11 protein-coding genes are annotated in these 14,646 nt (G+C 62.7%); 2 read left to right on the top strand and 9 right to left on the bottom strand.

The features are described 5' to 3' along the window. Nucleotides 1–540: 540 nt before the first annotated feature. The 8 genes from I6F35_RS26585 to I6F35_RS26550 form a co-directional block, all read right to left on the bottom strand. Complete coding sequence (locus I6F35_RS26585; protein ID WP_225120620.1) at nucleotides 541–1,077, bottom strand: hypothetical protein; 537 nt, start codon at nucleotides 1,075–1,077, stop codon at nucleotides 541–543. Between the two features lie 41 nt (nucleotides 1,078–1,118). Next, complete coding sequence (locus I6F35_RS26580; RefSeq protein ID WP_225120619.1) at nucleotides 1,119–1,694, bottom strand: hypothetical protein; 576 nt, start codon at nucleotides 1,692–1,694, stop codon at nucleotides 1,119–1,121. A gap of 382 nt (nucleotides 1,695–2,076) precedes the next feature. Next, on the bottom strand, nucleotides 2,077–5,307 hold the full coding sequence (locus I6F35_RS26575) for an adenylate/guanylate cyclase domain-containing protein (protein ID WP_225120618.1): 3,231 nt from the start codon (nucleotides 5,305–5,307) through the stop codon (nucleotides 2,077–2,079). Nucleotides 5,308–5,499: 192 nt separating this feature from the next. Further along, entirely contained in the window at nucleotides 5,500–7,146 is a 1,647-nt protein-coding gene (locus tag I6F35_RS26570; protein ID WP_225120617.1) for an iron ABC transporter permease, read from the bottom strand. 214 nt (nucleotides 7,147–7,360) lie between these two features. Beyond that, nucleotides 7,361–8,389: a Fe(3+) ABC transporter substrate-binding protein gene (locus I6F35_RS26565; RefSeq protein WP_225120616.1), complete on the bottom strand. Its 1,029-nt coding sequence runs from the start codon at nucleotides 8,387–8,389 to the stop codon at nucleotides 7,361–7,363. A 171-nt stretch (nucleotides 8,390–8,560) separates the two neighbouring features. Then, complete coding sequence (locus I6F35_RS26560) at nucleotides 8,561–9,928, bottom strand: MFS transporter (protein ID WP_225120615.1); 1,368 nt, start codon at nucleotides 9,926–9,928, stop codon at nucleotides 8,561–8,563. Nucleotides 9,929–10,054: 126 nt separating this feature from the next. Next, nucleotides 10,055–11,584 (bottom strand): aldehyde dehydrogenase, encoded by a 1,530-nt coding sequence (locus I6F35_RS26555; protein WP_225120614.1) that lies wholly within the window; start codon nucleotides 11,582–11,584, stop codon nucleotides 10,055–10,057. A gap of 3 nt (nucleotides 11,585–11,587) precedes the next feature. After that, nucleotides 11,588–12,235: a GntR family transcriptional regulator gene (locus tag I6F35_RS26550; RefSeq protein ID WP_225120678.1), complete on the bottom strand. Its 648-nt coding sequence runs from the start codon at nucleotides 12,233–12,235 to the stop codon at nucleotides 11,588–11,590. A 162-nt stretch (nucleotides 12,236–12,397) separates the two neighbouring features. Between I6F35_RS26550 and I6F35_RS26545 the strand changes: the two genes are divergently transcribed. Together I6F35_RS26545 and I6F35_RS26540 are read left to right on the top strand one after the other, a co-directional pair. After that, nucleotides 12,398–13,192, top strand: coding sequence for an alpha/beta fold hydrolase (locus I6F35_RS26545; protein ID WP_225120613.1), 795 nt, complete (start codon nucleotides 12,398–12,400; stop codon nucleotides 13,190–13,192). 97 nt (nucleotides 13,193–13,289) lie between these two features. Beyond that, the gene (locus tag I6F35_RS26540; protein ID WP_225120612.1) at nucleotides 13,290–13,775 is read left to right on the top strand and encodes a cyclic nucleotide-binding domain-containing protein; all 486 of its coding nucleotides are present in this window, start codon (nucleotides 13,290–13,292) and stop codon (nucleotides 13,773–13,775) included. On the opposite strand, the gene I6F35_RS26535 is transcribed toward I6F35_RS26540, so the two are convergent. Beyond that, nucleotides 13,714–14,538, bottom strand: a complete 825-nt coding sequence (locus I6F35_RS26535; RefSeq protein ID WP_225120611.1) for a metallophosphoesterase — start codon at nucleotides 14,536–14,538, stop codon at nucleotides 13,714–13,716. The two genes, I6F35_RS26540 and I6F35_RS26535, sit on opposite strands and share 62 nt — an antisense overlap. Nucleotides 14,539–14,646: the final 108 nt, after the last annotated feature.

The following is a 14,646-nucleotide window of genomic DNA, read 5'->3' as shown; positions in this document are numbered from 1 at the left end:
CCCGTGGGCCCCGTGCAGCAAAAAGCACGGGGGTAGGGCCACAGGTTCAACCGATTCACACCGGCTTTCCCTGCGCGATGGTTTACGGCTTACTTCGTGCTCTTCCCGGTGACCGGGCTTTCTTGCCACCGTCACCCTTGGGGATGTTTCCATCCCCCAGGACTTAGCGCCAGCGTCGGGGCGCCAGAACCACACGACTTCGCCGTCCGCGATATCCAGCGTTCGTCTTACGCCGTCATCACGTCCACCGCATCTCACCGCAACGTTCGTGACGATCGCGAGCCGCCCCTCATTCGCGCTGAGACGCGCGGAGTTAAATCACTGATTTGCCCGACGACGGAAGCGGAATGTTTTTTGCGCGAGGAGTGGACAGGGCAAATCACATTGAAACCATTCGCTAATTTTCTCGTTCCGGCCAACGCAAAGAATCCGGCAATGAGAAGATCGCGTGAAGCCCGAAACGCGCAAACGACCGTTTCGCGGCAAGTAGCCGCGTTCACCTCACTCGGCGCGCCTGCTGCTGATCGGATGGTGTGGTTCCTAGGGAGCCTGGTTATCAGTGGGGTCGGCCGAAGGTGCGTCCAACCTCGGAAATTCCTCATTGCCTCCGCCGGCAGCAGCCATCGCCCTCGTCACAATAATGGTAATCCTGGCGAAACGTGACCCCTCATCGAGCCCGTTGGGATCAAAGTCGATATCCTGTTGCGCACCATGGACGACATCGAACACGATGTAGGCAATGTCGAGTTTGAGTGCTGCATATATCGCGTCGGCCAGTTTGTTACGGTTAGCTTGGGTCAGGTCATTCTTGAGAAAGAACCGCCATCTCCTGTGCAAATTCGGATGCGCCGGATTGTCCTTCGGCAAAAGAGTGAGGTTGTCGGCGCGCTCGGTATGACCAATGCCGGGCCTCGGATCCGTCACAACCTGAATGATCTGATCCCATACGTCGATATCTCGACCAGCGCGATCAAAAACATTGATTCTGTTCTTGTAGAAAGTGAGCCAACTTGAAAACTCTTCGTTGTAATGACCGGCAAGTCGCCTTGTGCCCCTCGTAATAATCAGCGCACCCATCGGACTCTCCTGTTGGTGAGAAATTTTGCGAAAGCACTAAGTCAATTGGTATCTTTCCTTCCATCTAGCAGCCGATGAAATGCGGCTTGCAAAACTGTTGGCGCGGCTTCGCCCAGAGCGCCAGCCCTGAAAATGGCCGTGCGTTCGGCCGCGCTGATGTCGGGCTCATCGCCTTCTGCACAAAATTCGGCGTGCAGGTCGGCGATTTGCTTCGCTCCCCGAAGCGTCATTTTGCACGCCTTCCATCCAAACACCTTCGGCATGCCCTGGGCGGCGGCCCAAAAGTCCGCCTGCCCCTGCCAGGTAGGCCAGCGCAAGTCAGGGTCGAGCGGCCTTCCACCGAGATGATGGCCTGTTTCGTGAGCTAGTATCAGGGCAAGCCCGGACGCGGTGATACTGGGATGTCTGGCTAGACCGCCGTAGACAGTCACTCGCCTGCTTTCTCTCAGGCGCGATGCTTGCGCATTGATAATGGGTACATCCCAGAGCAACTCATACTCGATCTCGTCGAACACCTCCGCAAATCGCTTGATGAGCGACAAGGCTACTACCTTCCGGCAGTCAAGGGCCGTGTCGGCGAGCGACGACGAAACCTCATGTGGTCCGAAGAAGGTCATTCAAAACAACCTCAACTCGGCTCAAACGAGTGAATTTGCAATTTAAACGTTTATTCCGAGATTTGACAAGTGCAGCCAATGCAGAATCCATGTGCGAGACGCAGCCTCGCAGGACCATGCGACTTCGTCGCCCGCGTTGCGCGCGCTCGTCAGTCACACATCTAGCGTCCGCACGGAAACGTTCGTGACGATCGCGACCCGCCTGTTATTCGCCGTGAGACGCGCGAGTTAAATCACTGGTTTGACCTACAGCCGAAGCGGAATATTTTAGGCGAGGAATGTACGGGGCAAGTCACCATTGAAGCGAGCAAGTCGCGTGAAGATCATCAATAGACCCGGGACGTCAAAGACGTTTGCAGCCGTCGGATTTTCGGCCGGCCACTCACATCTTGCCGAGAACCTGTAGATCGTCCCTTCCGCTGCCGTCGCCGCCACTGACGGACGTCATCCGAAGGAACGGCTCGAAGAGCATAGCTCCGGTCTCCTGCATCAGTATCTCTGCCAATTCCAGCTCCTTTGCGCCCTCGGCTTGTTGATCTTGCTTCAGCAGCAGATCTGCGTGGACGATGCGGGCAAGGCATTCGGGGACACGGGCGTGACGCTGCATCGCAATTTCTATTGCCTCGCCCACAGTAGAAAGCGCCGACGCATGATCGCCATTCATTCTGTACGCGTTCGCCAGATCGGCCAGAATACGTGGTTCGTTTTCCAGTCCGGCCTTTCGCGATCGAGCAAAGCACAGCGCATCGGAGAGATCCTCGATGGCCGACGTCAGCCTTCCGGCAACCATGTGGGAAACCCCCCGGCAGGCCTGGGCGTAGACGCGCAGGTATGGATTCCCCGTCTTGATCGCGATCGAAAATGCGCGATCGGCGTGTTCCCTCGCGAGCCCCATGTTTCCCTCCGCCCAGGCGAGATCCATGTAGGCCAGACTTGGGATGAGGTGATGAACAGCATCGACCTGGCTGCTTTCCAGCCCAAGGACGCGGTCCAGAAAGGGGCGTGCCTCCTCTCCTCTGCCGAGCATGACCAGCGTCTGCCCGCGCATGGCCGTCAACCACACGTCAATGTCGAAGCCGAGCGTTTGCCGATCGAATTTGACGATCTCATGCGCGCGATCCATCGCCTCGATATTCATGCAAAGCGCCTCGGACATTTTGCCTGACGTCCGCAGCGCGTGGCAGAGTACGGCCTTGAGCGTGATCTGAACACTGGGATCGTTGCCTTGATCGGCGATCGCCTTGGCTTCGCGGACCTTTTCGACATACTCGTCTGCCGAGCCGCCATTTGCCAGGATCCTGCCGTACGCAGCATGTATCAGCGCATTCGCCCGCAAATCCCCGAGCGCCAACGCGAGTTGTTTCGCCTCCTCGAAATACAGGCGGGCATCCTGCGCCGAAATGCCTTCGCGCCAGCCGAAGTTTACGATCTGGCCGGCGGCCATCATCTTCAGGTAATCGATCGGCTGCGATGAAGGCAGGTTTGACAGCAGTTCGCGGACTTTTTTCCAGCTTCTCAGCGCCTGGCTTGGATCGTTCGTGCCGATCCAGACGGCCGAGCGCATGTGCTGTTGCGCCGCTTTGAGGTTCTCGCCGGCCTGCTCCAGGTGATACGCGAGCAGGGCGGCCCTCTGCTCGGCGTGATCCTTGAAGAGGCTTTCGATCGCTTGTGCGACCTTCAAATGAATCTCGCGGCGGCTCTCATTCAGCAGCGATCGGTAGGCAACTTCCTGGATCAGCGGATGGCGGAACGCGAGCTGCCGCTGTTCAAACGGAGGAACATCGTAAAGCAGCTCAGCCTGCCTCAAATGATGGATCGCTTCCGAGAGTTCGGTTGGACCAAAGCCGGTGATCCTCTCCAGAACCGATATCGATATCTCGCGACCGATCACCGCCGCGATCTCCAGAGCTTTCTTGGCGTTTTCCTCGAGCCGGTCGATCCGGGCTGCAACCACCGCTTGCACAGTCGAAGGGAGAGGGACGGTATCGATGCCGCCCTTCAGCCTGTAGGCGCCTTTTTCTCCCTCGAAGTCGCCACGTTCCACCAGGGCATTTACGAGTTCCTCAATGAAAAATGGATTTCCTTGCGCCCGCTCCACGATATTCCTGCTCAGCAATGCGACCGACGGATCATTGCCGAAATGATCATGCACCAGGACAGCCGCTTCCGCGGGCGGCAACGGGCGCATGTTGATTTGCCGATAGTGCGATCGCTGCGTCAGCGGCGCGGCAAATCCCGGTCTGAAGTTGACGATCAAAAGGGTCGTGGTGCCCACGACTGCATCCGCCAGCGCTTCCACGAACTCTTCACTTGCGGCGTCGATCCAGTGGAGGTCTTCGACGACGACAACCGACGGGCGTTCGCGGGGCGAATGCGGCACGGTTCTCACAAAATCCAGGAGCTGCGTTTTCCGGGCCTTCGGATCGAGCTTGATGGCCGGTCGTTGTGCGTCGGCCAGGCCCAGGAATTCCAGCATGATGGACGACATCTGCTCGGAGACGGGCAGATCGGCCAGGCGGTCGAGGACTCGTTGACGAGACACATCGGCCGCTTCCTTGGCGCGAAGCCCGAAATAATCACGCAGCAGTTCCAGGACGGGTTGAAACGGCGTTGCCCTGCCATGAGCCAATACACGTGCCTCGAAAACACGAATGCCCCTCGCACGACAACTCTCGGCAAACTCGTAGCAGAGACGGCTCTTGCCGATGCCCGCTTCCCCGACAACACCGACCACGCCACCTTCGCCCTTCATGGTGTTGTCAAGCTCGGCGACGAGAGCCGAGAGCTCGGCGCTTCTTCCCGTAAGCGGGCTGAGCCGCCTTCCGCTGCGGAAAACGCCGCTCGATGGTGCGTGCTGAAGGCCGGCGAGCCTGAAAATTTCAACAGGTGCTGCGATCCCGCGGATGGTCTGTGAGCCCAGGGGTTCGACTTCCACGAACTGCCTGGCTGCCGTGTAGGTATCTCTCGAGATCAGAATGGTCCCCGGCTCGCACAGTTGCTCCATGCGATTGGCGAGATGCACATTGGCGCCGGCGGCATCGTAGGTCTGATAGATTCCGTGCTCGATCGCCTGAACGACAACCTCGCCGGTGTGAACTGCAACCCGGATTTGCAGATCGGGATCTTCCAGCCGAGCCAACTCATCCTGCATGGCGAGCGCCGCCAGGCAGCCGCGCACGGCATGATCCTCCAGGGGCTGCGGGGCGCCGAAGATCGCCATGACCCCGTCGCCCTGGGATTTGTTGACGACACCCTCATAGCGAATGACGGCCTCTCTCATGATCTCCAGCACGGGTTGGAGGCGCCGCATGCCGATTTCGGGATCTCCCAGGCGATCGATCAGGCCGGTCGAGTTGCAGATGTCCGCAAACAGGATCGTGAGCCGTTTCCGCTCTCCGCCCTTGGCGTTCAGCGACGTGAGGATGTGCCGCCACGACTGATTGAATGCCGGCGAAGCCGCAGGCGTCAGCGCGGCGCTGCATCGCCCGCAAAAAAGCGCCGTCGCTCCGTTGACGTGGTGACAGGCGCTGCACTCAATTCCGAGAGCGGCCCCGCATCCTTCGCAATATTCATTGGTCGCCTTATTTCGGCGACCGCAACGCAGACATTGCATCAATGGCTCCTTAAAATGACAACGGAGCGCGCAACTACCGAAATATAATCCTATTTACCGATCAATTCCATGCCGCTTTGCAAAAACACACGCATTGGCTGTGGGCGCATTTGACGACCCTTGCGAGAAAAGGGCTGTTGCCGCTATTCCGACAAAATAAGCCGGGCCTGGCAGATCAATAGTGTGCTGGTCTCACGCCGGCCCGTTTGGCACGTCGGAAAAGCGCGTCAGCCACGCCACCGGGCCGATGCTGGCGGCGATGATCAGGAGCGCGGCGAGGGCGCCTTCCTCGAAACTGCCGCGGCTGGCGAACTGGTAGATCGAGGTCGAGAGAGTCTCGACGTTCAGAGGTCGCAGCAGCAGCGTTGCAGGAAGCTCCTTCAGGCAGTCGACGAAGACGATGATGGCGGCGCCGAACAGTGCGGGCTTTATGAGCGGCAAATGGATCCAGCGCAGGATCGTGGCCTGTCCGGCACCGACGGCGCGGGCGCTCTCGTCATAATCGCGAGGGATCTGTTCGAAGCCGGCCTTGATCAGGCCGGTCGGCACCGCCAGGAAGCGGATCGCATAGGCCATCACCACGGCCGACCCCGAGCCCATCAGGATCAACCCCGGCAGCGATCGTCCGGTCCACGCGGCAAGCACGTTCAGCCCGTTGTCGACAGCGAGAAGCGGCGCGAGCAGGCCAAGCGCGATCACGAGGCCGGGCAATGCGTAGCCGGCCTGCGAGATGTTCATCGCGACATGCTGCAACGGACCTGGCCGCCAGCGATGGGCGATGATGGTGGAGAGTCCGAGCAGCAGCGCCAGCAGCGTGGCGAGGCTCGCAAACGCGACCGAGTGGAACGCGTGGCGCCAGAGCGAGGAATCGAAATCGGCGAGCAGCCCGCGCTTGACGCTTTGATGCAGGAGATAGAGCAGCGGCACGACGAAGCCGATCAGCACCGGCAGCAGGCATGCCGTGAGCGCCGACCAGGCCTTTGCGCCGACCAGCGGTGTTCGCGGCATCAGCCGCGGGCTCTCGGCGGCGAGTTCGGCATTGGTGTTGCGGCGGCCGTAGCGCTCCATGGCGACGAGGCCGGCGACGATCGCCAGCATCACGCAGGCGAGCTGCGAGGCGCCGGCGAGGCTGCCGCGGTTGAGCCAGGTCGTGAAGATCGAAACCGTCAGCGTGCGGATGCCGAGATATTCGCTGGCGCCGATATCGTTCAATGTCTCCAGCGACACCAGCGCCACGCCGACCGCGAGCGCCGGCCGCGCCATCGGCAGCGAGACGCGCCAGAATACGGTCCATTTGCCTGCGCCTAGTGTTTTTGCGGCCTCGGCGAATTCGGCGGTCTGAAACTGGAACATCGCCCGCGCCGACAGATAGACGTAGGGGTAGAGCACCAGCCCGATCACGACAATCGCGCCGGGCAGCGAGCGGAGATTGGGCAGCCACCCCACCGCGTCACGGAGCGGCAGCCAGATCGCGAGCGTGCGATGGACAAGGCCGAGCGGCTCGAACAGATCGGCATAGACGTAGGCCGCAAGATAGGTCGGGACCGCCAGCGGCAGCGGCATCAGCCACAGCAGCGTGCCGCGGCCACGGAAATCATAGCGCGATATCAGCCACGCCGTGCCGGCGCCGAGCAGGAGCGTCAGCGCACCGACACCGGCGAGCAGGAGCGCGGTGTCGAGCACCGCCGCCGGCAGCACGTAGTTGATGAGGTCGTGCCACACCTCCGGCGCCGGCTGCATCGCAAGCGAGACGATCGAGATCACGGGAGCGGCGACAAGAGCCGCAGTCGCCACCGCGATGGCCGCAGCGATCCGCCCAGCATAGGCGCGTCGCGTCACGCTTGCTCGGGACGATTGGTCTGACCGCCGTGCGGCGTGGGGTGAGGGCCCTCTCCACAAGAAGAGTCCCGTCGTGGAGAGAGCCCTCACCCCGACCCTCTCCCGCAAGCGGGAGAGGGAGAACCGGCACCTCACGTTCGCCAACCTCGCCGCGGAGCGGCCCTTGGAGTCACCTCTCCCGCTTGCAGGCGAGGGAGGGCGCGAGGCGGAGAGGTCAGTTGTCAAAGCCGACCTTGTCCACCAGCGTCGCCGCCGTCTTGCGGCTCGCGGCGATCTTTGCGATCGGCAGGCTGTCGGCGTTCAGCTTGCCGTAGCCCGCGATGGTGGGATTGACGGCAACTCCGGCCCGAACCGGATATTCGTAGTTCTGGTCGGCATACATCTGCTGCGCCTGTTCGCCGGCGAGCCATTCGATCAGCTTGATGGCATTGGCCTTGTTGGGCGCATGCTTGGCCAACAGCACGCCGGAAAGATTGACGTGGGTGCCGCCGCCCTCGAACGTCGGCAGGACGACACGGGTCGCCTCCGCCCATGGCTTCTTGTCGGGATCGTTGTTCATCATCAATGCCCAGTAATAGGTGTTGCCGATGCCGATGTCGCATTTGCCCGCGGCGACGTCGCGCGCGGCTTCGCGATCGCCGCCCGACGGCTTCTGCGCCAGATTGGCCTTGACGCCGCGCAGCCATTCCTCGGCCTTGGCCTCGCCGTACTTGGCCGTGTAGGCGGCGAACAGCGCGTTGTTGTAGATGTGCTGGCCGGAGCGGATGCAGATCTTGCCTTTCCACTTGGGATCGGCGAGCTCTTCGTAGGTGATCTTGTCCTGCTTGACGCGGTCCTTGGAAGCATAGATCACGCGGGCGCGCATGGAGATGCCGGCCCAATGCCCGTCGGGATCGCGATATTGCGCCGGCACGATCTTATCGATCACGTCGGACTTGATGGGCTGGGTCACGCCGGCCTGCACGGCTTCGTCGATGCGGCCGATATCCACCGTGAGCAGCACGTCGGCCGGGCTGTTGGCGCCCTCCGCCTTGATGCGCTGCTCCAATCCCGAACTCGCCGAGACGACATTGACCTTGATGCCGGTGTCCTTGGTGAAGGCATCGAACAGAGGCTGGATCAGCTTGGTCTCGCGATAGGTGTAAACGTTGACTTCGCCATTGTCGGCGGATGCGGTCGATACGACAGGCAAAGTCAGGCATAGCACCGCGGCTGACGCGGCGAGGACACGAAAATTGATCATGAGGCTGCTCCGGCAGGATTCCACGCGGTACCGGAGTGCCTACCGCAGGCGACGCCAAGATGTCCGCGACCCGATGTCGCGAACGACGTGATTTAGAGTGATTCCAGCTTATACGCGGGCGGGTGAGTCCGGGGCGATGCGACGCATCGCACCCGGACTGACAGGCTTCTCTCACGTCACCTGTTTCACCAGAGCCGGAGCCGTCTCGTCTTTCTTCAGCTCTTCGAGGCTGCGATGCCGCGGCTCGATGCCAAGCCCCCACACCGTGATGATCTGCACGATGAGGAGCCCGATCATCAGCGCCATCACGCCGGCGACGCCGCGCGCCTCGAACAGCGTCACTACCAGGAAGGGGGTGACGATGGTGGCGCCGCGGCCGAGCGTGTTGACGATGCCGGAGGCACGCAGGCGCACTTCGGTCGGGAACAGTTCGGGGATGTAGATGCCGAACAGGAGCGCCACCAGCACGTAGATCGGAACGGTGAGGGCGAAGCCGACGGCCGGCAGCAGGAATGGGTCCGAAATCAGGGGATAGATGATCCCGAGCACGACCGAGATCAGCGATGCGCCGATGATGGTCGGCTTGCGGCCCCAGCGGTCGGCGGTCAACGCGCCGATGGCCGAGCCGATCGGCGCGCCCAGCGCCATCAAGAGCGAGTAGCCGAAGGACGTGGCAATCGAAAGCCCCTGCTTGATGAAGAACACCGGCAGCCAGGTCACGAAGCCGTAGAGCAACGTGTTGATGGTGATCAGGCAGACCGCGCCCACGATCATGCGCGACAACAGCGGCGGCGTGAACAGCGTGCCGAGATCGGGCGAGGCAGGCACGGTCGCGGCAGCCGCAGGCGCCGGCAGCGGCTGGCCCTGCGCGGCCTCCTTCTCGATCGCCTGCATCAGGGCTTCCGCCTCCGCGGTGCGGCCGACGGCTTCCAGCCAGCGCGGCGATTCCGGCAGCGACTTGCGCATGTACCAGACGATCAGCGCGCCGACGCCGCCGAGCACGAACATCGCGCGCCAGCCGAACACCGGCACGACGACGGAGGCGACGAGCAGGGCGGCCGGCAGGCCGGTCACCACGCAGACCGCGGTGAAGCCGAGCCACTTGCCGCGCGTGCGCGCCGGCACGAATTCGGTCATGGTCGAATAGCCGACGACGTTCTCGGCGCCGAGGCCGACGCCCATGAAGAAGCGGCAGACGATCAGGAACATCATGTTCGGCGCAAACGCAGCCGCGAGCGAGGCGATACCGAAAAGCAGCAAATTGAACTGGTAGGTAAAGCGGCGACCATAGCGGTCCCCGAGAAAGCCGGTAGCGAACGATCCGAGCATCATGCCGACGAAGGTCGCCGAGATGAATGCGGCGTTTTCCGACAGCGTGGAAAATCCGGTCTTCAAGGTGACGCCGAGCACGGTGCCGGCGATATAGATATCAAATCCGTCGAAGAACATTCCGATGCCGATCAGGAGCATGATCCGGCGGTGGAATGGGCCGATCGGCAGCCGATCGAGACGGCTGCCCGCGTTGACCGATGTCGACATATACGCTTCCTCCCTACTGTGATCTTTGATGCGGCCGCCTTCTGTTGGGCGATGGGCCGCTAACTTTATTTCTTGAGCATGATCTTTTCCGAAAACCGGTACCCACTTTTCGGGATCATGCTCGTGCTAGTTCAAGCGTCGCTGGTTCGCCGTGTCGCGGTACCAGTCGAACGGCTGGTCGTGGGTGGCGACCATCACGCTCTTGGTGTTGAAATGATCGTCGAAACTCTCGGTGCCGCATTCGCGGCCGATGCCGGAATCGTCGACGCCGCCCCAGGGCGAGGCCGGGTCGAGCCGGTGATGATCGTTGATCCAGACGATGCCGGCCTTCACCGCGGCCGCAACGCGATGCGCGCGGGCGACGTCGCGGGTGCGGATCGCGGCCGCAAGGCCGAACGGGGAATCGTTGGCGAGGCGCAGCGCATCCGCCTCGTCCTTGAACGGCGTCACCGAGGTGAAGGGGCCGAACACTTCTTCCTGGAAGATGCGCATCTCCGACCTGACGTCGGCAAACACCGTCGGCTCGACGAAATAGCCGTTCTCATGGCCGGGCACCTTGGCCGCGACGCCGCCGGTGACGAGACGTGCGCCGTCGTCGTGACCGTAGCGCGAATAGGTCAGCACGCGGTCGCGCTGGCGCGCCGAGATCACGGGGCCGAGTTGCGTTGCCGGATCGAAGGGATCGCCGATGCGGATCGTGCGGGTCTTGGCCCGCAGCTTCTCGACGAACTCGTCATAGATCGAGGCCTGTACGATGTGGCGCGAGGCGCAGACACAGGTCTGGCCGGCGCCGATGAAGGCGCCGAAGGTGGCATAGTTGACGGCGCGGTCGACGTCGAAATCATCGAACACCATCACCGGCGTCTTGCCGCCGAGCTCCATGGTCTGATGCGCGAACACTTTCGCTGCGGCGCTGCCGGCGATGCGGCCGGCTTCGGTGCCGCCGGTCAGCACCAATTTGTTGATATCAGGGTGCTCCGCCAGCATCTTGCCGGCGCTCTGGCCGAGACCGAGCACGACATTGAAAACGCCGGGCGGCAGCCCCGCCTCGGTGAAGATCTGCGCCAGCTTCAAGGTGGTCAGCGGCGTGTATTCCGACGGCTTGACCACGGTCACGCATCCGGTCGCCAGCACCACCGACAGCGACTTGCACAGGATCATCAGCGGATGGTTGAACGGCGTGCAATTGGCGACGATTCCGATCGGCGTGCGCAGGGTGTAGTTGAGATAGGAGCCCTCGACCGGGATCACGGAGTCGCGGCGCGCCAGCGCGACCCCTGCGAAGAAGCGGAAGAAATCCGGCAGCCGTGAAAGCTGGGCGCGGGTCTCGTTGACCGGACGGCCGTTGTTGAGGGTTTCCAGGCGATACAGCGCATCGAGATTGGCCTCGAAGGCATCGGCGAGGCGGTTGATCAGCCTGGCGCGGGAGCGTGTGTCCATGCCGCCCCACGCCTTGCCCTCGAAGGCGGCGCGGGCGCTCTTCATGGCGCGGTCGATGTCGGCGGCAGTGGAATTGGGAATGCGGGCGATGACGTCGCCGGTCGCGGGATTGCGGACGTCGAGCATCTCGCCGCCGCCGGCTTCGATCTCGCGGCCGTCGACGAAGTTGCCGTGGATTTCGACGTCGATCGACGTCAGCTTGGATGGAATGTTCATAGGCTATCTCTCTTCGACGATGACGACGGCGTTGCGCTTCAGCGCCGGCAGCACGCGCTTTTCGGTCTGGACGATGTGAGCCTTGATGATGCGGGCGGCGGTGCGCGCCTCGCGCCGCTGCATCGCCTCGATCAGGGCGGCGTGCTCGGCGACCAGCCGCGTCGGATCATGGTTCTTCACGTTGGCGACGCTGACGCGCACCAGACGATCGGCTTGTCCGATCAGGTCGCACAGCGCAGCCGCCATCCGGCGGTTGCCGGAGGCATGCGCCAGCGCGGAATGGAAGGCGCGGTTGTAGGCGATGAAGTCCTCGTGGCTGCCGGAGAATTCACGGAACTGATCCAGCGCCTTCAGCGTGGCGTCGGACGCGCCTTCGATCGCCTCCGCGACGCAGGCCGGCTCCAGCGCGAGGCGGAAGCGCAGGAGGTCGCGCGCATCCGACAATGAGATCGGATTGACCCGGTAGCCCTGGCGCGGCTGCACCGTGACCAGATGCTCGCGCTCAAGCCGGAGCAGCGCCTCCCGGACCGGCTGGCGGCTGACCGCATAGCGCTCGGCCAGATCCTGCTCTCGCATATCATCTCCCGGTGCCAGATGGCAGGCTAAAATATCAGAGCGCAGGCGCTCGTAGATATTATCGCGCAAAAGGATGGATTTTGGCTCGTTCATGACCATAGACTTCCACTTGTGAAATATCACGTCAAGTCTCAAAGGCTTGAAATATATGAAATCTGATTTATCCATCGAGGCGGAAACCGGCGGCCTGTGAGGACGCCGGACGTGATGAAACGCGGCTTTAGAAAGAGAGCGGCAATGGATCGGCTTCTTGCCAACGGCACCGTCAACGCAGCGCAGGCGGGGGATGGGCCGCCGCTGTTCCTGTTCCACTCGCTGCTCTCGGATCGCGCGAGCTTCGACGCGATCGTGCCGGCATTATCGCGGTCGTTCCGCGTGATCGTGCCGGAACTGCCGGGCTTCGGCCGCTCGCGCGCGGTGGCGGGCGGACTTGCCGCGGTGGCCGACCGGATGGCGGAGGCGGTGCAGGACGCCGCTGAAGGGGCAGCGCCCATCGTGCTCGGCAATGGCTATGGCGGCTTCGTCGCGCTGCAGATGGCGATCCGTCATCCGGCGAGCGCGAGCCGGCTCATTCTCGCCGATTGCGGCGCGGCATTTTCGGAAGCCGGGCGCGAGGCGTTTCGCACCATGGCGGCCCTTTCGCGCGACAAGGGGTTGGCCGCCATCACCGATGTCGCGATGCGCCGGCTGTTCGCGCCGGACTTCCAGGCGCAGCATCCGGAGCTGATGCGGGATCGGCGCGAGGCCTTCCTGCGCACCGATCCGGACGTCTTCCGTGCCGCCTGCGAGGCGCTGGCCAGTCTTGATCTGCGTCCGCAGCTCCAAGGCGTGAAGCGGCCGGTGCTGGTGCTGGTCGGCGAGCACGACGAGGCGACGCCACCGCCAATGTCGCATGAGGTCGCGGCCGGCCTGCCCGATGCGCGGCTCAAGATCATCCCGGGTTGCGCGCATGTCCCGCAACTGCAGGCGCCGGAAGTCTTCCTCGATGCGATCGGCGATTTCCTGCCGGCTGTCAGTTCGACGCCGGCCTAAGGGGTTGCCGACAATTTGGGCAGCGCGCCCAGCTAATCCGTTTCCCCTGCGAGCGCTCCGCGCTTAGTCTTTGCCCGGCGGGGAGGTGACCATTCTGATGCGCGCGATCCTGGACTATTGCGGTGGAGGCGTTCGGCGGCAGGTGCCGGCCGGTGCGCTCATCATCCACGAGGGCGGCAAGACCGGGCATCTGTTCGTGCTGATCGAGGGGCGGCTGGAAGTGATCAAGGGCGACGCTGTCGTCGTGGTGCTCGCCGAGCCCGGCGCCGTGCTCGGCGAGATGAGCGTGCTCCTGGATCAGCCGCACACCGCAACGGTGCGTGCGGCGTCCGACTCGCTGATCTATGAATTCGATGATGCGGCGGCGTTCCTGCGCGAGCAGCCGGAAGTGTCGCTACTGCTGGCGCAGCTCCTGGCGCAACGGCTCAACGTCGCCACCACCTATCTCGCCGATCTCATGCACCAATATGCCGATCATGGCACGCATCTGGCGATGGTCGGCGAGATCCTGCAGAGCATGATCAACCTGCCGCCGATGCAGGTCGCGCCAGGATCGGATCGGCAATCAGACCCAAGGATGTGAGCCAGGCCGGCGGATTCTCGATCCGAGCCGCCGGCTGCAGCGATGCATTGAGATCGATGGTCTGCTCTTCGCCCGGCGCCAGCCAGAACGCGGCGCCTTCGTCGAAATCGAGCACGATGTATGTCGGCGGGCGGCCCGGCATCCGGCCGGTGTTGAACACCCAGGTCGCACCCAACCGGTCGAACCACGAGCCATCAGGAATGAACGGCGACTGGTGCACATGGCCTGATATCACCATCGATGGCCGATGGCGTTCGATCCATTGCGAGAGCTCGACATCGCCGAAGAAGCGCTTGCCGCCCCAGCTCGTCGGCGAGTTCGCGGGCGGCGCATGATGCACCCAGATCCACCTCGCCGGCCGGTTGACGGCGGCCTCGCGAAGCTGCGCGTCGAGGCGCTCCTTCACCTTTGGGCCGTCCCACCACGGGCACACCGTGAACAGCGTACCGCCGATCATCAGGTTGTCGCCATCGCTGGCGATCCCGAGCTCCCTGACGTCACAGACCCAGCGCGCGATCTTCTCGCCGTCCGGATTGTGCTCGTCGAGATCGTGATTGCCGGAGCAGAGGATGACGCGGGTGCGGGCGGCGAGCAGCGCCAGATATTTCTTCACCACCACGATCTGGGCGCGGAAGTCGACGATCGACGAGATGTCGAGTGCATCGCCCGCAAAGATCACGAGGTCGAATTGCGGCGCGGCCGCGAGCAGCCAGTCGAACTGCGGCAATGAATAATGCAGATCGGCGACGACCAGGCAGCGCATGGGACCTCGATCATGTCCGATGAGGTTAAATCAAATTGCTCAGGAAATAGGCGCATCAGGCGGCGATGCATTCACGTCGGGAAAATCGAGCAATAATTGTGCCGCGTC

The organism is Bradyrhizobium sp. BRP22, from assembly GCF_020194175.1.
In the GTDB taxonomy this organism is placed as follows: domain Bacteria; phylum Pseudomonadota; class Alphaproteobacteria; order Rhizobiales; family Xanthobacteraceae; genus Bradyrhizobium.
Note: the sequence above shows the minus strand (reverse complement) of the source record. Positions and strands in the feature narration are given on the sequence as shown.